11 protein-coding genes are annotated in these 20,431 nt (G+C 67.4%); 1 reads left to right on the plus strand and 10 read right to left on the minus strand.

Going from position 1 to position 20,431, the window contains the following annotated elements; genetic code table 11:
* Nucleotide 1 precedes the first annotated feature (1 nt).
* From QTH91_RS01780 to QTH91_RS01810, 7 genes are all read right to left on the minus strand, one after another.
* Entirely contained in the window at nt 2-5,026 is a 5,025-nt protein-coding gene (locus QTH91_RS01780) for a non-ribosomal peptide synthetase (protein ID WP_286658322.1), read from the minus strand.
* A 20-nt stretch (nt 5,027-5,046) separates the two neighbouring features.
* Nucleotides 5,047-12,387 carry a polyketide synthase gene (locus tag QTH91_RS01785; RefSeq protein WP_286658323.1) on the minus strand — a complete coding sequence of 2,447 codons (7,341 nt, stop codon included), beginning with the start codon at nt 12,385-12,387 and terminating at the stop codon, nt 5,047-5,049.
* Nucleotides 12,388-12,773: 386 nt separating this feature from the next.
* Nucleotides 12,774-13,424 carry a histidine phosphatase family protein gene (locus QTH91_RS01790; RefSeq protein ID WP_286658324.1) on the minus strand — a complete coding sequence of 217 codons (651 nt, stop codon included), beginning with the start codon at nt 13,422-13,424 and terminating at the stop codon, nt 12,774-12,776.
* 16 nt (nt 13,425-13,440) lie between these two features.
* Nucleotides 13,441-14,187 carry a DUF4136 domain-containing protein gene (locus QTH91_RS01795; RefSeq protein WP_286658325.1) on the minus strand — a complete coding sequence of 249 codons (747 nt, stop codon included), beginning with the start codon at nt 14,185-14,187 and terminating at the stop codon, nt 13,441-13,443.
* Between the two features lie 56 nt (nt 14,188-14,243).
* Nucleotides 14,244-15,149 carry a tRNA 2-thiocytidine(32) synthetase TtcA gene (gene ttcA / locus QTH91_RS01800; protein WP_286658326.1) on the minus strand — a complete coding sequence of 302 codons (906 nt, stop codon included), beginning with the start codon at nt 15,147-15,149 and terminating at the stop codon, nt 14,244-14,246.
* Entirely contained in the window at nt 15,149-15,538 is a 390-nt protein-coding gene (locus QTH91_RS01805) for a dihydroneopterin aldolase (protein WP_286658327.1), read from the minus strand. The genes ttcA and QTH91_RS01805 overlap by 1 nt, the downstream gene beginning before the upstream one ends.
* Nucleotides 15,535-16,347: an SDR family oxidoreductase gene (locus QTH91_RS01810; RefSeq protein ID WP_286658328.1), complete on the minus strand. Its 813-nt coding sequence runs from the start codon at nt 16,345-16,347 to the stop codon at nt 15,535-15,537. The genes QTH91_RS01805 and QTH91_RS01810 overlap by 4 nt, the downstream gene beginning before the upstream one ends.
* 56 nt (nt 16,348-16,403) lie before the next feature.
* Between QTH91_RS01810 and QTH91_RS01815 the strand changes: the two genes are divergently transcribed.
* Nucleotides 16,404-17,468: a class I SAM-dependent methyltransferase gene (locus tag QTH91_RS01815; protein ID WP_286659582.1), complete on the plus strand. Its 1,065-nt coding sequence runs from the start codon at nt 16,404-16,406 to the stop codon at nt 17,466-17,468.
* A gap of 58 nt (nt 17,469-17,526) precedes the next feature.
* Here QTH91_RS01815 and QTH91_RS01820 read toward each other — a convergent pair whose 3' ends face one another.
* From QTH91_RS01820 to QTH91_RS01830, 3 genes are all read right to left on the minus strand, one after another.
* Nucleotides 17,527-19,086 (minus strand): peptide MFS transporter, encoded by a 1,560-nt coding sequence (locus QTH91_RS01820; protein WP_286658329.1) that lies wholly within the window; start codon nt 19,084-19,086, stop codon nt 17,527-17,529.
* Nucleotides 19,087-19,413: 327 nt separating this feature from the next.
* Nucleotides 19,414-19,761, minus strand: a complete 348-nt coding sequence (locus QTH91_RS01825) for a PRC-barrel domain-containing protein (RefSeq protein WP_286658330.1) — start codon at nt 19,759-19,761, stop codon at nt 19,414-19,416.
* 183 nt (nt 19,762-19,944) lie between these two features.
* On the minus strand, nt 19,945-20,424 hold the full coding sequence (locus tag QTH91_RS01830) for a GNAT family N-acetyltransferase (RefSeq protein ID WP_286658331.1): 480 nt from the start codon (nt 20,422-20,424) through the stop codon (nt 19,945-19,947).
* Nucleotides 20,425-20,431 lie beyond the last annotated feature (7 nt).

A 20,431-nucleotide genomic window follows, 5' to 3' on the forward strand; every position in this document is an offset into this window, starting at 1 on the left:
CTCATTTCTTGCCGAAGGCGGACATCACCCGGCCGAACAGGCCGCTGCTGGGGCGGGTGTCGACGGCGACGGGTGCGGGTGCGGGTGCAGCCACCTTCACCGCTTCCGTCTCGGGCGCCGGCACCGCAAGCTGGGCCAGGCTCTCGAACACATACCGGCGCGGCTCCACGCGCAGCCCGAGCACTTCCTGGGCCCGGGCGACCGCGCGCATCGCTGTGAGCGAATCCCCGCCCAGGTCGAAGAAGTTGTCGGTGGGGTGGATGTCGTTCACGTCCAGGCCGAGCAAGCTGGCCCAGACCTGCGCCAGCCGTGCCTGTTCGGGCAACAGCAGCGTCATCGAATCCGCGTCCTGGTCCGCCTGCTGGGCCTTGGCCTGGGGAGCGGCCGGCGCCTGGGCAGAAAGCTGGCGAAGCCGTGCGCCGTGGGGCGAATCGGCCGCCTGGAGCACTTGGCCGACGGGCATGTCGGCATGCTTGGCGACGACGTCCAGCAGTTCGAGGAAGCGCTCGCGAAATGCCAGGCCGGTCTCGGGCAGGAAGATGTCGGCGTTGAAGTTGACGGCGCCTTCGAGCCCCGTCGGCTTTTCCATCACCCACAGGCTCAGATCGTCGGTGGCGCCGCGTTGCAGCAGGTGGATCTGCTGGTGCTCGAGGCCGCAGAACGACGTGGGTCGCTCGCGGGCATCCTGGAACGAGAACAGGCCCTGGTAGACGCCGCCGCCGACGACGTGGCGCTGGAACTCCGGCTCGGCCACCAGACGTTCGAAGGGAATCTGCTGGTGGCGCATGGCTTCCAGCATCTGCGCCTTCACGCGGCCGCAGAAGGCCGCGAAAGTCTGCTGCCGATCGATGTCGAAGGGCAGCGGCATCACGTTGTTGAAAAAGCCCATCGTCGTTTCGAGCCCGGGCGACTCGCGGCCGCGAACAGGATTGGCGACGACCACGGCTTCGGAGCCGACGGCGTCGGACATCATCAGCGCGAAGACGGACAGCGTGAGCATGCTGAGGGTGACGTCGAGCCGGCGTGCCAGTGCCTGCAACCGCTCGGTGGTGGCGGCATCCACGCGCAGCGGGTGCATGGCGCCCGTACCGGTCATGCCGGCCTGGCGGGGCATGTCGGTGCCCAGCGCCTTGGCGGGGCGCGCCGCGGAGAAGCGCCGCTTCCAGAACGCCAGTTGCGAGTCGTACTGCGGCGATGCCATCCAGTCCTGCAGCCAGCAAGCGTAGTCGGCCATGCTGATCGAGACTTCGGGCAATCCGCTGGCCTGGCCGCCGACGCGCGCAAGGTAGAGCGCGGACAACTCTTTCTGGTAGAGGTCGAACGACCATCCGTCCCACACGAGGTGGTGCGGCACGAAGGCAAACGCGTGCTCCTGCGGGCCGAGGCGGAACAGCGCGACATGAAACAGCGGACCGCGCGCGATGTCGATCGGCTGGTCGGCGATCTCCTGCATGCGCACAGCCAGGGCTTGTTCGCGCTGCGGCGCTGGGATGTCGCCCAGGTCGATCAGCGGAAACTCGAACTCCAGCTTGCGGGCAACGCGCTGCACCAGCGTGCCATCCTGCGCTGCGGTGAAGGTCGTGCGCAGCGCGGATTGGCGCGCCACCATGTCGCGGAAGGCTGCCTCGAAGCTGGCCACGTCGAGTTGGCCGATCAGCCGATGGCCCGACGGTGCGTTGTAGATCGAGCGGCCCGGATAGAGCTGCTCGATGAAGACGATGCGCTCCTGCATGGGAGTAAGGGGCGCGCTATCGCGTTCGGGGCGATGCTCGATGGCGGCATTTGGCGACGTGCCGGCCCGCGCGAGCGCGTCGATGGCCTCGGCCATGCGCTGCGCCGTCGGCGCCTCGAACACCGTCACCAGCGGAATGGTGAGCTCGAAGCGCTTGCCCAGCAGCGTGACCAGTCGCGCCGCCAGCAGCGAGTGGCCACCCAGGGCGAAGAAGTCGTCGGCCGCAGACAGGCCGGGCAGGTTGAGCACTTCCTCCATCTGCTGCAGCACCGCACGCTCGCGATCGTTCGCGGGCGCGACACGTTCGCCGCGTGCCGGGGAACGTGTTTCCGCCGGCGCCGGCAGCGCCTTGCGGTCGATCTTGCCGTTGGGCAACAGGGGCAGCGCGTCGAGCGGGACGACGTGCTGCGGAACCATGTACTGCGGCAGTGTGGCGCGCAGATGGCGATCAAGCGCGGCGGCGTCGAAGGCCTGCGGCGTCGACAGCGACAGGTAGGCCACCAGGCGCACGTCGTCCGGTTGATCCTCGCGCACCACGACGACGCTGCGGGCAACACCGGGCACCTCGTTGCAGCGGGCCTCGATCTCGCCCAGCTCGATGCGATAGCCGCGCACCTTCACCTGGAAATCGAAGCGGCCCAGATGTTCGAGCAAGCCGTCGTTGCGCCAGCGTCCGCGATCGCCGGTGCGATAGATCAGGTCGGGTTCCCCGCCCACATCCGAGACGACGAAGCGTTCGGCCGTCAGCTCGGGTCGATCGTGATAGCCGAGGGTCACGCCAGCCCCGCCGATGCAGATCTCGCCCGGCACGCCGACGGGGCAAGGCTGCATGTTCCGGTCGAGGATCCACACCGTGGTGTTGTCCATCGGCGTTCCGATGGCAACGCCGCGCGACTCGATGGCCTGCCGATCCATCTTCCAGAGCGTGGACCACACGGTCGTCTCGGTGGGGCCGTAGAGGTTCCACAGTTCGCCGCAGCGGGCCAGCAACTCGATCGACAGACCTGCCGGAACGCTTTCGGCGCCGATCCATCCGCGGAAGCCTCGCGAGCCGCGCCATTCGGCATCGAGCAGCAGGCGCCAGCGGCCGGGTGTGGCCTGCAGCACGGTGATGCCTTCGTCCTCGATCATCTGGCGCAGGCGCATGCCGTCCATGGCAACGTCGCGCGGCACCATGACGAGTTCCGCGCCCACGGCCAGCGGCAGGTGCAGTTCCGGCACGGACATGTCGAACGAAAGCGTGGTCACCGCGGCCAGCTTGTCGTCGGCCGACAGGCCCGGTGCCTTGCGCATGCTCTCCAGGAAGTTGGCCGCCGCGCGATGCGGCACGACCACGCCCTTGGGCTTGCCGGTCGACCCGGAGGTGTAGATCACATAGGCCGCGTCCTCGGCCTGCGGGTCGAGCGCCGGATCGGATGGCAACGGCGTCGAAGGCCATTCGGAAGCGTCGATGCCGTCCAGGTTCATCACGCGGCTGCTCGCGTCTGCGCACCAGTCTTGCGGCGCCGTCTTCACCGGGTCATGCGTCAGCAGCAGACCGAGCGCTGCGTCCTGCGCGTAGAAGTCCAGCCTTGCCTGCGGGAACGCCGGATCCAGGGGCACGTAGGCAGCGCCGCACTTGAGCGTGGCGAGAATGCCCACCATCATGTCGGCCCCGCGTTCCAGGCAGATGCCCACGCGGTGTCCACGGCCGATGCCGCGGGCGCGCATCGCATGCGCGAGCTGGTTGGTTTGCTGGTCGAGCTCGGCGTAGGTCCAGCGGCGGTCCTGGTCCTTCATGGCAAAGCGCTGCGGATGCAGGCGGGCCTGCGCCGCAAAGGCCGCGTGCATCAGCGCCGGCTGCGGCAGCGGCGTGGCGGGCGGCTGCAGGCGTCCGAGCGCCTGCCGGTCGGCCTGCGAAAGCAGGTTGAGCTGCGCGACCGGGCAATCGCTCGCCTCGACGGCATGGCGCAGCAACTGCTCGTACATGCGCAGCCAGCGCGCCACGGTCGCTTCGTCATACAGGTCGCTGTTGTACTGGGCCTCCAGTTGCATGCCGGCGGGCACGGGTGTGCCGTTGACGAACAGCTCGAAGTTCTCGGCCACGCGCGGGATGCTCGCCGTCTCCACGCACAAGCCTCCGAACGGAGGTGGAGCGGCGTTGGCGTCCTGGTCGATGTTGAACAGCACGCTCACCAAGGGAAGGCGGCTCGGGTCGCGCGAGATGGCGAGCTTCTGCAAGAGGCTGCCGTAGGTCAGCGACTGGTGCTCGAAGGCGTCGAGCAGCGTGTCGCCGCACTTGCAGGCCAGTTGTTCGAAAGCCTGGTTGCCATCGACGCTGAAACGCAGCGGCAGCAGGTTGACGCAATGGCCGACGAGTTCGTGCATCTCGCTGGCCAGTTGACCGGCGGCCGCAATGCCGACGACCAGGTCGTCCTGCTCGCTGAGCCGATGCATCAGCGTGGCGAAGCCGGCCAGCATCACGGCGTACAGGCTGGTCCCGCGACGCGCACCGAACTTGCGCAGGGCGTCGACCAGTTGCCGGTCCAGGACATGATCGACACGCCGCGAGGTGAAGGTGCGCACCTTGGCGCGCTTGCGGTCCAGCGGCAGTTCGAGCACGGGCAGGCTCGATCCCGAGAAGCGCGACACCCAATATTGGATGTGCGCCTGCATGTCGGCGCTCTGGGCCTCTTCCTGCTCCCACAGCACGTAATCGGCGTAGCTCGGCGCGGCGGCCGGGGCGCTCGCCTGACCGGTCGCACAGGCATACAGGCGCCCGAGGTCGCGATTGAGCACCGACCATGACCAGCCATCGCACACCGCATGGTGCGCCGACTGCACCAGCACGTGATCGTCCGGCGCGAACGTGAACAGAGCAGCGCGGTACAGCGGTCCGCTATCGAGCGGGAATGGCGTCTTGACCACGACTTCGAAGGCCTCGGCCAGCCGCGCTTCGCGCGCCTCGGGCGACAACGATTGCAGGTCGTGGACCTCGAGCATCACAGGCTGCGCCTGCGCGACCAGCAGTTCGAGCCCGTCGGAAGAGAAGCTCGTTCGCAGGGAATCGTGGCGCGCCACCAGGGCGTCCAGCGCCTGCTGCAGCGCGCCGATGTCGAGCGCGCCGCGCAAGCGCAGGCGGACCGCTTCGTTGTAGGCGAGCGAAGCCTGCGTGGACAGGCGGTCCGCCAGCCAGACTTCGCGCTGTGCCTGCGACGAAGGGACCACCCGCTCCACTTCGGCGCCGCCGCCGAAAGGGTCGTAATCCACCGATTCGGCGTCGGGCAAGAGAGAGGGCAGGGTCATGTCGTTCATCGATGAACTCGATTCGCTAGTCAGCGCACCAGCATGTACTTGCCGGGCTGTTCGGGGTTGGGCACGAACCAGGCCGCCTTGCCATTGGCATCGCGCCCAAGGCGTGCGCCGGGCACGGGCGGCTTGCTGGCATCGAACACGCCGGCATCCTTGCGTGCCAGGCGCGGAAGGAATTCCGCCTCCTGCATCTCCGCCACCGATTCCTTGAACGCCTGCTTGATCAGGGCGATGTCGCCATGCGTGTGGGCGGTGGTCATGAAGCAGGGGAAGTTGTCCAGGATGTGCACGCCGCGGCTGCGCATCATGGCGAACAGCAGGTCCTGCAGCGGATGGTCTTCCAGCCAGGTCACGCGCCACAGCGAAGAGAAGTACCGGATCTCGATGGGTGCGCCCACCTCTCGGCAGAAGGCGGTCAGCTCATCGGCCATGGCGGCCGTGTGCAGGTTCAATTGCGTCTGAAGTCCTTCGCCGGCTTCCTTGAGGTGTTCCAGCGATGCCTTGCAGGCGGCCAGCGCCAGCGGGTGCCGCACGAAGGTGCCGGCGAAATAGGTCACGCCCACGCTGGGAATCGAATCGTCGCCGTACTGCCAGGCTCCGCCGTCCAGCGAATCCATGAACTGGCGCTTGCCCGCGATCACACCCACCGGGAAGCCGCCGCCGATCACCTTGCCGTAGCAGGCCAGGTCGGCGCGCACGTCGAAGAGGGCCTGCACACCGTGCAGGTGCGAGCGAAAGCCGGTGATGACCTCGTCGAAGATCAGGCAGGTGCCCGATTGCTCGGTGATGGCGCGCACCTCGCGAACGAACTCGCGCGGCTGGAAGTCGGGACGGCGGCTTTGCACCACCTCGACCAGCACCGCGGCCAGATCGTCCGCGTTGTCGCGGATGAACTGCAGCGATTCGGGCGTGCCGTATTCCAGCACGCGCACGTCGCCGAACATGCCGCTCATGATGCCGGGCGCGGCAGGCAGGCCCTTGGCGTTGCGGCCCGCACGCACCAGCACTTCGTCGAAGGTGCCGTGGTAGGAGCCGGTGAAGAGCACCACTGTGTTGCGCCCCGTGACCGTGCGGGCAATGCGCACCGCCGCCATCACCGATTCGGAGCCCGTGTTGCAAAGGGCCGCGCGGTCGAAGCCGGTCAGTTCGCAGATCAGCCGGGTGACGTCGGCGGCGAGCGGATGCTGGGGGCCGATCTCGTAGCCGGCATCGAGTTGCCTGCGCACGGCTTCCTGCACGAAGTCGGGCTGCCAGCCGAACAGGTTCATGCCGAAGCCGTTGAGCACGTCCACGTACTCGTTGCCGTCCAGGTCCCACATGCGCGAGCCCTTGGTGCGGTCCATGACGAGCTGGTAGGTGATCTCCTTCGTGATCGGGCGGAAGCCATTGACCACGCGCGGATCGGCCATGTGCGGCCGGTTGGCGGCGGTGAACTCCTTGCTCTTGGCCGTGCGCTCCGTATAGCGGCGCATGAAGGCCGACAGGCGCGCCTTCTGCCGCTCGGTGATGTCCTTGTTCTGGGTATGGATGCGGGCGATGGCGCCGAAGGCCTTCTTCACGTCGTACTTGATCGCACCCTGCGGTTCTTCGACGGTGGCGGGCTGTGCCTGGGCCGAAGCGGGTGCCGCGACGGCGGCGGGTGCGCTGGCGACGACCTGCGGCACTGCCGGTTGCGTGGCAGCGGGCGCGGCCTGCTGCGTCGCCATGCCGCCGGACAGCAGGGCCAGTTGCTGCTGCATCAACTGCATCTGCTGCGCGATGACCTGCTGCACCAGCGAGCCATCGGCGGCTGGCATGGCGGCGATGGGCACGGCCGCGATCGGCATGGCGGTGGCCGGAATGGCGATGGCCGCCTGCGCCGCAGGTTGTGCCACTGCGGCTTGCGGTGCGGCCACTGCTGGCGCCGCCTGCGGCTCGGCCGGCAGGCTGGCGTCCAGCAACTCGGCCAGCGCGCCGAAGCTGCGATGGTTCTCCATCAGCTGGCGGAAGGTGACGTTGACCTTGAAGGTCTTCTTCACCTGCATGGCCGCTTGCGTCAAGGTAAGTGAATCCAGCCCCAGTTCGACGAAGGGCGATGCGGGGTCGGCCTGCGCGAGGTCGATGCCGGAGATGTCCTCGAACAGGGTGCGAAGGCGCTGGGTGAGGTCGGCGCGGCGGTCGGTGCTGGCGGCAGTCATGGTCGGCTCCGGATTGGCGGGGGTCGGCGTAGGTGTTGCAGGAGTGCTGGGCGCGGTGGCCGCGAAGGGCGCGGCAACGGCCATGGGTGAAGCGGTGGCGATGTCCACCCAGCAGCGCTTGCGCTCGAAGGGGTAGGTGGGCAGGCAAAGGCGGCGCTTGTCTTCGCGCTCGTCCAGCAGGCCCAGGTCGATGTCGGCGCCCACGGCCCAGAGCCGGCCGGCGGCCAGTCGCAGCGCGTGTGCCTCCTCGGCCGGCGTGTCGGCAAGCGTCGGGATCGCGCTGCCGCCATGCTGGCGCACCAGCGTGCTCAGCGTGTTGCGCGGGCCCAGTTCGATGAACAGCGCGGCCGGCAATTGCCCCATCACCTCGCGCACGGCTGGCGAGAAGCGCACGGCTTCGCGCAGGTGCCGCGCCCAGTAGCGAGGATCGGTGGCCTCACTCGCCGTCAGCAGGCGGCCCGTCAACGTGGAATACAGCGGCAGGCTCGGTGCCGCGAGCGCGACGCCTTCGACCATCGTCTGGAACGGTTCGATCGCCGGATCCATCATGGCCGAGTGGAAAGCATGCGAAGTCTGCAGCACGCGGGCCACCACGCCATCGGCCTCCAGCGCGGCGCGCAGCGCGTCGATGGCCGATGCCGGACCGGCCGCCACGCTGGCCTGCGGGCCGTTGTCCGCCGCCAGGGACACGTCGGCCGGCAGGCGGGCTTGCAGTTGCTCGGCCGGCATGCGGACCGACAGCATCACGCCCGCTGGCTGGGCCTGCATCAACGCGCCACGCTGCGCCACCAGACGGGCGGCATCTTCCAGACGCATCACGCCGGCCAGCACCGCGGCGGCAAATTCGCCGACGCTGTGGCCGACGAGGGCCTTCGGCTCGACGCCGAGCGCGAGCATCTGCCGCGCAAGCACGTACTCGATGGCGAACGTGGCCGGTTGCGTGACGGAGGTTGGCGCCAGCGCCGAGGGGTCGGGCGAGAACATGCGCTCGCTCAGATCGAAGGGAAGAACGCCTTCGAAGCATTGCAAGACATCATCGAACGCCGCCCGGGGTGCGCGGCCGCTGGCATAAAGGGTGCGCCCCATGCCGGCGTACTGCGCGCCCTGGCCGGGGAACATGAAGACGGTCTCGGGCACGCGTGCCCCGGTGGCGCCATGCGCACGGCGCGGCGCGTCGGCGGTGCGCCATGCCGTTGCGGCATCGGCGGGTGCATCGGCAACAACCACCGCGCGATGGGCAAAGGGCGTGCGGCCGACGCGCAGCGTGTGGGCGACGTCGGCCAGCGCGATCTGCGGATTCGCCTGCAGATGCGCGGCCATGCGTTCGCAGGCCGCGGCCAGGGCCGTGGGCGTGCGCGCAGACAGTTGAAGCAGATGCGGCCCTTCGCCCGCTTGCGATGGCGCGCGCAGTGGCGCCTCTTCCACGATCACATGGGCGTTGGTCCCGCCCACGCCGAAGGCGCTGACGGCGGCGCGGCGTGGTTGTGCCGCGCGCGGCCAGTCGGTCAGGCGGTCATTGACCACGAAAGGCGTGGCGGCGAAGTCGATGCTCGGATTGGGCGATTCGTAGTGCAGCGACGCGGGAAGCTGTTCCTTTTCCAGCGACAGGGCGGTCTTGATCAGCCCCGATGCGCCTGCGGCCATCACCATGTGGCCGACGTTGCTCTTGAGCGAGCCGATGCGGCAGAAGCCGTTGTCCGCCGTGTAGCGGCGCCAGGCCTGGGTGAGCGCTTCGAGTTCGACCGGGTCGCCCATCGGCGTGGCCGTGCCGTGCGCTTCGACATAGGAAATGCTGCGCGGATCGACGCCCGCGTTGGCCAGCGCGGCGGTGATCACCTGCGCCTGGCCGTCGACGCTCGGAGCGGTGAAGCTGGCCTTGGCGCCGCCGTCGTTGTTGATGGCCGTGCCACGAAGCACGGCGTGGATCGGGTCGCCGTCGGCCAGCGCATCCGACAGGCGCTTGAGCAGGACGACCGCCGCGCCATCGCTGAACACGGTGCCCTGCGCGCGGTGATCGAAGGTGCGCGTGTGCCCGTCCGGTGAAAGCATCGAGCCTTCGTTGTAGAGATAGCCGCTGCGCGGCGGGCAGGTGATCGCAACGCCGCCGGCCAGTGCCATGTCGCAGTCGCCGACCTGCAGCGCGCGGAAGGCCTCGTGCACGGCGACCAGCGAGGTCGAGCAGGCGGTGTGCACCGCGACTGCCGGGCCACGCAGGTTCAGCTTGTGGGCGACACGGCTGGCGATGTAGTCCTTCTCGTTGCCGAGCATGACCTGGAATTCGCCCACCGCCTCGATCAGGTCGGGGCGCGTGCTCAGGTGGCGCTGGAAGTAGGTGGCGTTGTACATGCCACCCCACACGCCGACGAGCCGCTCGCAACGGTCGGGCGCATGGCCACCGCGTTCCATGCACTCCCAGCACAGCTCGAGGAAGAGCCGCTGCTGCGGGTCCATCAGCTCCGCTTCCTTCGGATTGATGCCGAAGAAGGCGGCATCGAAGTTCTCCACGCCGTCGATCACGCCGCGCGCCTTGACGTAGTCGGGGTCGCTGCGCAGCGCGGCGCTCACGCCAGCATCGAGCGTGGCGTCGTCGAAGACGGTGATGGTGTCGCGGCCAGCCAGCAGGTTGTCCCAAAGCGCTTCGACGTCCGCGGCGCCGGGGAAACGGCCCGCCATCGCGACCAGGGCGATCGGTTCGAGCTGGCGGCTTCTCGCGGTGCCGGCATCGGCCGAAGCCTGCGAAACGGGCGCGGTGCTTGGCTCTTGCGCTGCTGTAGCGGCGCCCGAGGCGTCGAGCGCCTTGGCCAACGCCTGCGGCGTGGGTTGCCGGAAGAACAGGTTGGCCGACACGGCGGCGGCCGGGTGGTCTTTCTTCAGGTCGGCCAGAACGCGCTGCACGCGCAGCGAGTCGCCGCCGAGGTCGAAGAAGTTGTCCAGCCGCCCGACGCGGTCCAGGCCGAGCACGCGACCAAAGGCTTCGCACACGCGCAACTCGGTCGCGCCCCGCGGCTCCTGGTAGGGCTGGGCGAGGTCGGGGCGGTTGCGGGTGGGCTCGGGCAACGCCTTGCGGTCGAGCTTGCCGTTCGTTGTGACCGGCAGTTGATCCAGCCACATCAGCGCCGACGGCAGGAAAGCTTCCGGCAGGTGCTGCAGGAGGTATTCGCGCAGCGCGCTCCAGCTTGCGGGTTGTTCCTTGGCGACGACGTAGGCGATCAGGCGAAGCTGGCCCGCATCGTCCGCTCGCGCGATGACGGCGGCCGAGCGCACGGCAGGGTGCGCGAGCAGGCATGACTCGATCTCGCCCAGCTCGATCCGATGGCCGCGGATCTTCACCTGGTCGTCCATGCGGCCCAGATATTCCACCGTGCCGTCCGGCAGCCAACGCGCCAGATCGCCGGTCCGGTAGAGGCGTTCGCCAGGTCGACCGAATGGATCGGCGACGAAGCGCTCCTGGTCCAGCTCAGGCCGTTTCAGGTAGCCGCGTGCGAGGCCGTGGCCGCCAATGCACAGCTCGCCCACCATGCCCGATGGAAGCAGCGCAAGCTGGCGAGACAGCACGCGCAGCACCGTCGCGTTGATGGGCCGGCCGATGGGGATCGAGCGCACGTCCGGTGCCAGCGGCCGTTCGATGGCCAGGGTGGCTGCAAAGGTGGTGCATTCGGTCGGGCCGTAGCCGTTGATGAGCGTGGTGTGGGGCAGTGCCTGCTGCGCCCGCCGCACATGCGGCACCGACAGCGCTTCGCCGCCGACGAGCAACTGCTCCAGGCCCTGCAGATGCGCCGGGTCGTCGTCCACCACCGCATTGAACAGCGCCGCGGTGAGCCATGCGCTGCGCACCCGATGGGTGGCGATGGTGTTCTGCAGGCCTTGCGCAGTGGGGATCTTTTCGCCATGGACGACGCAGCAACCACCGGTGAGCAGCGGGCCCCAGATCTCCAGCGTCGAAGCGTCGAAGCCCAGCGGGGCCGCATGCAGGATGCGGTCTCCTGCGTGCAGGCGCATGAAGTTGGGCGCAATCACCAGCCGCAGGATGGCGCTGTGCAGGATCTCGATGCCCTTGGGCTGTCCCGTCGAGCCCGAGGTGTACATGACGTACGCGCCGGCATCGCCGCTCGCGGCGGGCTCGCTGGCCGAATGTTGCGGCGCATCGGCCACCAGCGTGTCGAGCGGCCGCGCGCGAACGCCTTCGGGCAGGAAGTCGGGGGCCAGCGCCTGGGCCGGAAGCAGCAGCGTGCGCACGCCCGCATCGCGCAGCATCCAGGCAATGCGCTCCGCCGGAAAGTCCGGCTGAATGGGCACATAGCAGGCGCCCGCTCGAAGGATGCCCAGCAGCGCGGCGATGGCCGGCGCGGAGCGTTCCATCAGCAGCCCGACGCGCTCGCCGTGCTGCACGCCGTCGCGCATCAGCGCCGCTGCGATGCGACTTGCCTGGCGGTCGAGTTCTGCATACGTCCACTGCAACGGCCCGTCGATGACGGCTAGCGCGTCGGCGTGCTGGCGCACCATCTGGCTGAACACGCCATGGACGGTGGCCGTTTCGTCGAGCGCCGGCAGCGGGGCGTTGAACTGTTCGAGTTGCCGCAGCCGGTCCGCGGTGGTCAGGCTTGCCAAGGCCGAAAGATCGGCGTGCGGCATGTCGCGCAACTGGGCGGCCACTTCGTCGATCGCCGCGAGCCACGAGACGGCCATGGCAGCGTCGATGCGGCCGAGCGGGTCGTACAGAAAAAGGCCGTCCGCATCGGTGCCCAGGCGCGGTCGTTGACCGTCGGGGCCGACCGACGCCTGGCCGACTCCAGTCGGCACGCCTTGCCAATGCAAGTCATCGATGTGTTCGGCGGCAGGCTGCGCGGCGCGGCGAGCGGCGTCGATTGCGGCGATCCAGTCGTGCGACTTGGGCAAGGCGCCGGCCGCCTCGAACGTGCCGAAGGATGGCCCGGCGGCCGGTCCGCATTCCAGCCATCTGGTGTCGCTGAGCCAGCGGTGGCGCAGCCAGGCCCAGGCCGCGGCATGCCAGGCGTCGGGCAGCCAGCCCGCCATCGTGGCCGCGTCGGCCCAAGCGCATGGCCGGGCGGTTGGCAGGCGATGCACAGCGGCATCGACCGGCTCGGCCGCGTTTTTCGCAGGCAGCAGTGCCCAGATCGCCGCGCCGCCGTCGATGTCTGCTCCTACCGGTCCGACCATGGGATTCATGTCAAACCTCCAGCCACTTCGTCAATTTCATCGGTCCAATGCCACAGCCAGGCGCCGCCGTGCGGCGCGTCTGTAACTGAAACTGAATGTTGCCCACTGTCGGTCCAAGACACCATTGGTCAAAGGTTCTGCCCAAATGGCATAGGCAACTCTGAGGGGCGCTTGCGAAGATGCAAACTGTTGCGAAAGATGCCGGGGCGAACGTCTTCCGTCTGAATTCTGCGAGGTTTTTGAGAAAAAGAATACAAAAAGCTAACAATCGGCCGAGCCGTGTTACAACTTTATATTGCTTTCGCTCAGTGGCGGGCAGGGCTCGACCGGTGTCGGCGCGAGCGAACGATCAAGTTGGCTGCCCCAGCGGCGGGGCCTGTCGGCGCTGCAGGAAATCAGGCCGCCGCGGCTTCGTCAAGGGCGTCGTCGCCTTCCAGATGGCCGTCGTCCGCCCAACCCACCAAAGTGAGTCCTTGCTCGGTCCAAAGCAGGCGGTTGATGCTGGTGTTGCCCAGCTGCCAGGTGCGCGGCGCCTGCAGTTCCTGTCGTGTGGCGGCGCGGTAGAGCACGTCCATGACCCCTCCGTGCGCCACGAGCACCACCAGTTCGCCGGGGTGGCGCGCCGCCAGTTCCGCAACGGCCTCGACCACGCGTGCCTGGAAGACGAGCAGGTTTTCACCACCGCCGGGCGGCGAGAAATCGGGGTCGCGACGTCGCCAGAGCAGGGCGGCATCGGGCAACTCGCGTTCGATGTCGGCAAAGGTCCGGCCCTCGAATTCGCCAAAAGCCCGCTCGCGAAGCCGCTGGTCGGGCTGGATGTCCACGCCATGGGGCGCGGCAATCGCCTCGGCGGTCTGCCACGCGCGCGCCAGATCGCTGGAATAGACGGCGCCCACATCTTCCCGGGCCAGCGCACGACCTGCCCGTTGCGCCTGCCATCGGCCCTTGGCGTTCAGTTCGATGTCCAGTTGGCCCTGCAGTCTCGTGCTGGCGTTCCAGTCGGTTTCGCCATGGCGTACGGCAATGATTCGGGTGGGCGTTTGCATCGAGAGCGGGGAAGGTTCAGGGTTTGCTGCCGGGTGCGGCCGGCGCCATTGGCGCAGGGTTCGAAGGCGAGGGCTCCACCGGCGTCGTCTGGACTGGCGCATCAGCGGCTGGCGTGCCCAGCGGGATCATCACATCCACCCGGCGCACACCGGCCAACGGGCGCGGGTAGCCCTGCATGGCCGCCTGGAACATGGCGGCGAACACCGGTGGGTTGTCGGCATAGGGTCCATCGCTCACCGCACGGGTTTCGTAGACGACCTGATTGGTGGCCAGTTCGCGCAGCACCACGCTGACTTCCCGCGTGTACCAGGTCTGGGCTGGCGGCAGCGGCGCGCCGTACCAGCCTCCCCAGCCGCCGTACCAGCCGCGTGGGTAGCCGTAGTAGGGCCGGCCATAGCCACCCCATCCGCCCCAACCCCAGCCAGGACCCACCAGCCACGGGTCGGCCCAGGGCGACAACTGCAGCGAGACGCGGGCCGTGATCTGCGCGGCGTAGCGCGGCGACTGCTCGTCGCGCTGCAGACCGACCTTTGCCATGGCGATGGCCGCCACCGCTTCCAGTTCGAGCTGCCGCGCCTCCTGGGCCTGCTGCGAAGGCAGGCGCTCGAAACGATACGTGGCCGGTGTCGTGGCGCCCTGGCCGCGCACGTAGCTGGTGACGTCGTTCTCGATCGTCCAGCTGGTGGCGCAGCCCGACAGCACGCCTGCCAGTGCGGCGAGCAAAACCAGTTGAAGCCAGCGAGTCGTCTTGGTCATCTTCATTGGATGTTTCTCCATCTCTCCCTCGACAAAATCGGCCCTGCGCCCGAGGCGCGCATCTAGCTCTGCACGATGCGCACCGCGACCGCCGGTGCCGGGAAACTGGGCGGATCGAAGGCGGTGTCGCCATCCGCATCGGGCACGCCCGTGGCCTTGAGATTGCGGAAGTCGTGCAGCGTTCCGTCCAGCAGGTGCGACGGGGCAACGTTCTGCAGGGCGTTGAACATGTTCTCCAGCCTGCCAGGCTGCTTGCGGTCCCACTCGCGCAGCATGTCGCCCACCACCTGGCGCTGCAGGTTTTCCTGGCTGCCGCAGAGGTTGCACGGAATGATGGGAAAGGCGCGGTGGTCCGCCCAGGCGATCAGCTCCTTTTCGGGCACGTAGGCCAGCGGACGGATCACCACGTGCCGGCCATCGTCGCTCACCAGCTTGGGCGGCATGCTCTTGAGCTTGCCGCCGAAGAACATGTTCAGGAAGAAGGTCTGCAGGATGTCGTCGCGGTGGTGGCCCAGCGCGATCTTGGTGGCGCCCAGTTCGTCGGCCACCCGGTACAGGATGCCCCGACGCAGCCGGCTGCACAGGCCGCAGGTGGTCTTGCCCTCGGGCACCACCCGCTTGACGATGGAGTAGGTGTCCTGTTCCTCGATGTGAAACGGCACGCCCTGCTCGCGCAGGTAGTTGGGCAGCACGTCCTGCGGAAAGCCGGGCTGCTTCTGATCGAGGTTGACGGCAATCAGCTCGAAGGGCACCGGCGCGCGTTCGCGCATCTTCAGCAGGATGTCGAGCATCCCGAAGCTGTCCTTGCCCCCGGACAGGCACACCATCACCTTGTCGTTGGCCTCGATCATGTTGAAGTCGCTGATCGCCTGGCCTACCAGGCGGCAAAGTCGCTTCTCGAGCTTCTTGGCCTCGCGCTCGGCCTTGGCGCGGGCGGTGAGGGGTGCGTCCTGCATCACGGCACTCATCATTTGCTCCGGAAGACTTCGACGCCCACGGCGTCGCAGTCGGGGTACACATCGGGCTTGGCGGTCGACACGCGCGCGGCCTGGACCTTTGGGTGCTCCATCAGCCGCGCCAGGATGTCGTCGCACAGCGTTTCCTGCAGTTGCACATGGCCGCGCTTGATGCGCTCGCCCACCGTGCGGCGGATGAAGTCGTAGTCCAGCACTTCGTCCAGCTCGTCGGCCTTCGGGGTGGAGATGTCCAGCGGCACGTAGAGGTCGACGTTGATCAGCACGCGCTGTTCCGCCTTCTTCTCGAACTCGTGAACGCCGATGTTGATCCACACCTCGTAGTTGCGTAGGAACACCCGGCGGCAGGTGGAAAGAAGAGGGTCGAGCATGGCGTGGGTCATGGTGCAGGTGTCTTGGCGGCGGCCAGCAATTCGTCGACCACGAACATGATGTCGCGCGGCAAGGGCACGAGGTGCTGTCCGTTGTCCACGCCGAGCGTGTGGCCGGTGATGCTGGGAGTCTGGGCAAGGAAGACGCAGCTTCGGGCCACGTCTGCCGGGTCGATCGGCCGGCGCATCAGGTTCGCCCGCGCCGCCAGGGCGAAATTATCCCCGGTCTGCGGTCCGCTCGCATACAGGATGCCCGGCGCCACCCCGCACACCCGGGCCGCCGGCGCCAGCGATTGGGCCTGCAGGGCCACCGCGCGCTCCAGCGCCAGCTTCGAGACCGTGTAGCTGAAGTAGTCCGGATTCAGGTTGTAGACCTTCTGATCCAGGATGTGGATGGCGCATCGGTCGGGGCCGGTGCCATCCGCGTTGGCGGGCGCCTGCGCCGCCAGCAGGCGCGCGAAGTCCATCGGCGCGATCAGGTTCACGTTGAGCTGTCGCCCCGCGCCTTCGGTGGTGAAGCTCTGCGCGCTGTCCGGCTCGAATGCCGACGCGTTGTTGACCACGGCGTCCAGCGGCGCCTCGGCCGTGACGTGTGCCATGAGGCGGCGGCGGCCCTCGTCGGTGGTGATGTCGGCTTCGACGGCAGTGGCCGCCAGTCCTTCTGCGCGCAGGCGCTCGCACAGCGCAGGGGCTTCGGTCTTCGAGCGAAGATATTGGCACCAGACCTGCCAGCCCGCGTGGGCGAAGGCTTCGCAGATCGCCGCGCCGAGCCGACGGCCGCCGCCCGTGACCAAGACCTGCCTGCGTGGGGATTGCCGCACCTGATAGATTCCTTGCGATGAATAAAGAGCTCGCCGAGCGCGACGACGCCCAGCCGATGGACCCGATTATCGATGCCGCACTGGCGCGCAGCGGGGGTTGGATGCCCTTCGACCGCTTCATGGATATCGCTCTTTACACCCCCGGACTGGGCTACTACGCCAACACGCTGGCGAAGTTCGGCCACATGCCGCGTTCGGGCAGCGACTTCGTCACCGGGCCGGAGCTGTCGCCGCTGTTCGGCCAGACCTTGGCCGTCGCGGTGGCCGACGCGCTGGACCACACCGCCACTTCGGACGTCTGGGAATTCGGCGCCGGCTCGGGCGCGCTCGCGGAACAGTTGCTCGGCGCACTGGGCGACCGCGTGAGCACCTACACGATCGTCGACCTTTCGGGCACGCTGCGCGAACGGCAGCAGCACAGGCTCGCGCCTTGGGCCGAGCGGGTCCGCTGGGTGAATGCGCTGCCCGACGTGATCGACGGCGTGGTCGTTGGCAACGAGGTGCTCGACGCCATGCCGGTCAAGCTGCTGGCGCGGGTTGGCGGCGAATGGTTCGAACGCGGCGTCGCACGCGCGCCCGACGGTACCTTGGCGCATGCCGACCAGCCGACCGATCTTCGACCGCCGGTAGACATCCCCGGCGCGCACGACTACCTGACCGAAATCCATCTGCCGGCCGAGGCGTTTGTCGCCACGCTCGCGGAGCACCTGGGCAATGGCGCCGCCTTCTTCCTCGACTACGGCTTTCCCGAGTCGGAGTACTACCACCCGCAGCGCCACATGGGCACTGTCATGTGCCACCGGGGCCATCAGGCCGATGGCAATGCCTTGGTCGACGTCGGCTTGAAGGACATCACGGCGCATGTCAACTTCACGGGCGTGGCGCTGGCTGGCCAGGACGCTGGCATGTCGGTGCTGGGCTACTGCAGCCAGGCCCGCTTCTTGATCAATTGCGGACTGGTGCAAAGGCTGGAAGGGGCCGACGTGCAGCAACGTGCCATGGCGGCCCGGCTCGTGCATGAACACGAGATGGGCGAACTCTTCAAGGTCATCGGGTTTTGCAACGGCGAGCCGTGGGACGCTGTCGGCTTCAGCGAAGGCGATCGCTCTCACACGTTGTGAGCCTCGGCCGGAACGCACCGATCACGATGTCGTCCGGCGCCTGACAGCACAGGCACCCTCAGCGTATGCCGTGCATCCTCTTCAGCATCCAGCCGTTCATCGCAATCAGGACCAAGCCCGCGGTCGATGGGATGACCGCGAAGATCAGGAAGAACGCCGACATCGAGTAGGCCGATGAAATCTTGTCGATGTAGCTGCCGGTCAAGCCGGCCAGCAGGTTGGCAAAGGCGGCGTTGACGAACCAGACCCCGAACATCAGGCCCAGCAGGCGGGCCGGCGCAAGACGCGAGATGTAGGAAAGGCCGACCGGCGACAGGCAGAGCTCGCCCATGGTGTGCAGCAGATAGGCCAGGCACAGAAAGATCATGCTGACCTGGGCCGTCTTGGCGCCGGCGGGAATGTTGGATGCCCCGTACGCCAGGGCGCTGAAGCCCAGGCCCAGCAGAATCAGGCCGAGACCAAACTTCACCGGGCCGGAAGGGTTCCACCACTTCTCCCAGGTCTTCGAGAAAAGCGGCGCCAGCACCACGATGAAGAAGGAATTCAGCACGCCGAACCAGGTGGCCGGGATCTCGGTCTGTTCCATCTGGAATTCGCGACCGAGCATCCACAGCGACAGGCTCCAGATCAGGGTCAGCGCGGCGGCCAGCAGCAGGTTCGAGAGCAGGTAGCCGCGGCGGCTCATTGCCAGCTTGACCAGCAGCCAGGACAGGATGGCCACGGGGACCAAGGTCATCAGGCTGTTGACCACCTTGAACAGCAATCCGCTTGCGCCGACCAGGGTGCGGTTGGTGTAGTCGGCTGCGAAGATGGTCATCGAGCCGCCCGCCTGCTCGAAGGCGAACCAGAAGAAGATCGTGAAGAATGAGAACACCCCGATGACGATCAGGCGATCGCGCACCACATGGGCCGGGGTATCGTCCGCGGCCGCACCGGCCGTTTCGGTACGCGCCTTGCCGGGCTTCAGGCCAATGTCGCCGAAGATGCCCTGGCTGAAGTAGAACTGCACGGCGCCCAGGATCATGAAGATGCCGGCCAGGCCGAAGCCGTAGTGCCAACTGATCTTCTCGCCGATGTAGCCACACAGCGAAATGCCGAAGAATGCACCGGCGTTGATGCCCATGTAGAACAGGGTGAAGCCGCCGTCGCGGGCACTCTCGTTGCCCTTGTCGTAGAGCTGCCCGACGATGGCGGAGATGTTGGGCTTGAACAGGCCGGTGCCGGCGATCACCAGGCCCAGGCCCATATAAAAGGCGCTCTGAGACCCCAAGAGCAGCGTTGTGTGGCCAGCTGCGATCAGGAATCCGCCCAGGACGACCGCGCGACGCGTGCCGAGCAGGCGGTCGGCCAGATAGCCGCCGAGGACGGGGGTCAGGTAGACCATCCAGGTGTACCAGCCGTACAGGGACGTGGCTTCTTCCCGGGTCCAGCCCCAGCCGCCTTTGGCAGCGGTCGAGACGAGGAACAGCACCAGCAGTGCGCGCATGCCGTAGTAGGAGAAGCGCTCCCACATCTCGGTGAAGAACAGGACGAACAGACTGTCGGGATGCCCCAGGATCGTTCGAGGCGCGGCGGTCGTTGCGACGCCGCCCGATGTGTTGGCGGAGTTCGAGTTCAAGTCGGCACCCCAGGAACAAGCAGCAGAAGCGGCAAGCAAAAGCCGCCCAGATGCGTTTCGCATTCACGCTTGGTCATAGGGGTCCCCTCCCTTGATGTTCTTCGACACCAAGCCTACCAACGCGTTTTGCTTGCGCACGAACGAGCGTCAGCCAGTTGAAACGGGGAGTTATGAGAAAACAAGTTGCGCAAGTGGTGACGCCAATGCGCTGGCGACTGAATCGCAGTCCGCTGGTGCGGTGAATTCAGATTCCGTGATCAAGGTGCGCCGCCGCTGTGGGCGGCGCACCTTTGGAGAGCCTTCAGCGGCTCATGGGCTCATGCCCGCTCAAACACCGAAGTAGCGGTTGACGCCCATCACGTACGCGTCGTCGTAGTCCGGCGTCTGGTCGGAGGCATACCGCGGAGCGCCGTCGATGGTGGGCTTGTCGAGGTTCACGACATAGCCTTCGCGCTCGGTGTCGTACTTGAGCATAGGCCAGGGGATCGGGTAGCGGTCCGAGCCAATGCCCAGGAAGCCTCCGAACTCCATCACGGCGTAGCGCACCTGTCCGGAGATCTTGTCGATCATGAGGTCGTCGATGCTGCCGAGCTTTTCGCCCAGCACGTCATACACGTCGGTGCCTTCGACGCGGTCGGAGGAAATCACGTCGTTGCGGGTGGTTGTCGTCGTCATTGCTGCGTTCTCCATGGTCCGTCGCTGCTGGGTCAGCAGAGGGCCTTCGGGTTGTCGATTGCCCAGTGACCCGGTTATCGCCCCGCACGCGGCAAAAGCCGATCGGCGGCATGGCCGATGCGGTGTAGGCGCCTGCGCGCAGGTGGTGGGAGGGTGTCAGCGACGGCCGACGCGCGGGCGGCGTCAGGCGCGCAACATGCGCGTCATGTAGACGCTGTTCGGGTCATCGGTGTAGTCCGCAAATGGGCCACAGACCTCGAATCCGAAGCTGGCGTAAAGCTGGCGCGCGGGCGCGAATTCGGGCTGAGATCCGGTCTCGAGGCTCAGGCGTGCGAGCTCGCGGCGCTGTGCCTCTTGCACGATGTATTGGAGCAGCGCTCGCCCCACGCCCGTCCCGCGGTGTGCGTGCGCGCTGCGCATCGACTTGATCTCGCCATGCCGCGCATCGAGCATCTTGAGCGCACCGCAGCCGACCAGCTCGTCGCCGCGCCAGGCCGTCCAGAAGCTGATTTCAGGCCGACGCAAGCGATCGAGATCGAGCGCATGGACGCTCTCCGGCGGGGACAGGCTGCGCATGTGGGACAGATGCTCCTCGAGCAGCAGTCTGATCGGCTCGCCGCGCAGATCGTCGAGCCGGATGACAGGGGCGGCCGATAGGTTCATCCCGGCT

This window comes from Variovorax dokdonensis, assembly GCF_030316895.1.
Classification (GTDB): Bacteria; Pseudomonadota; Gammaproteobacteria; order Burkholderiales; family Burkholderiaceae_C; genus Variovorax; species Variovorax dokdonensis.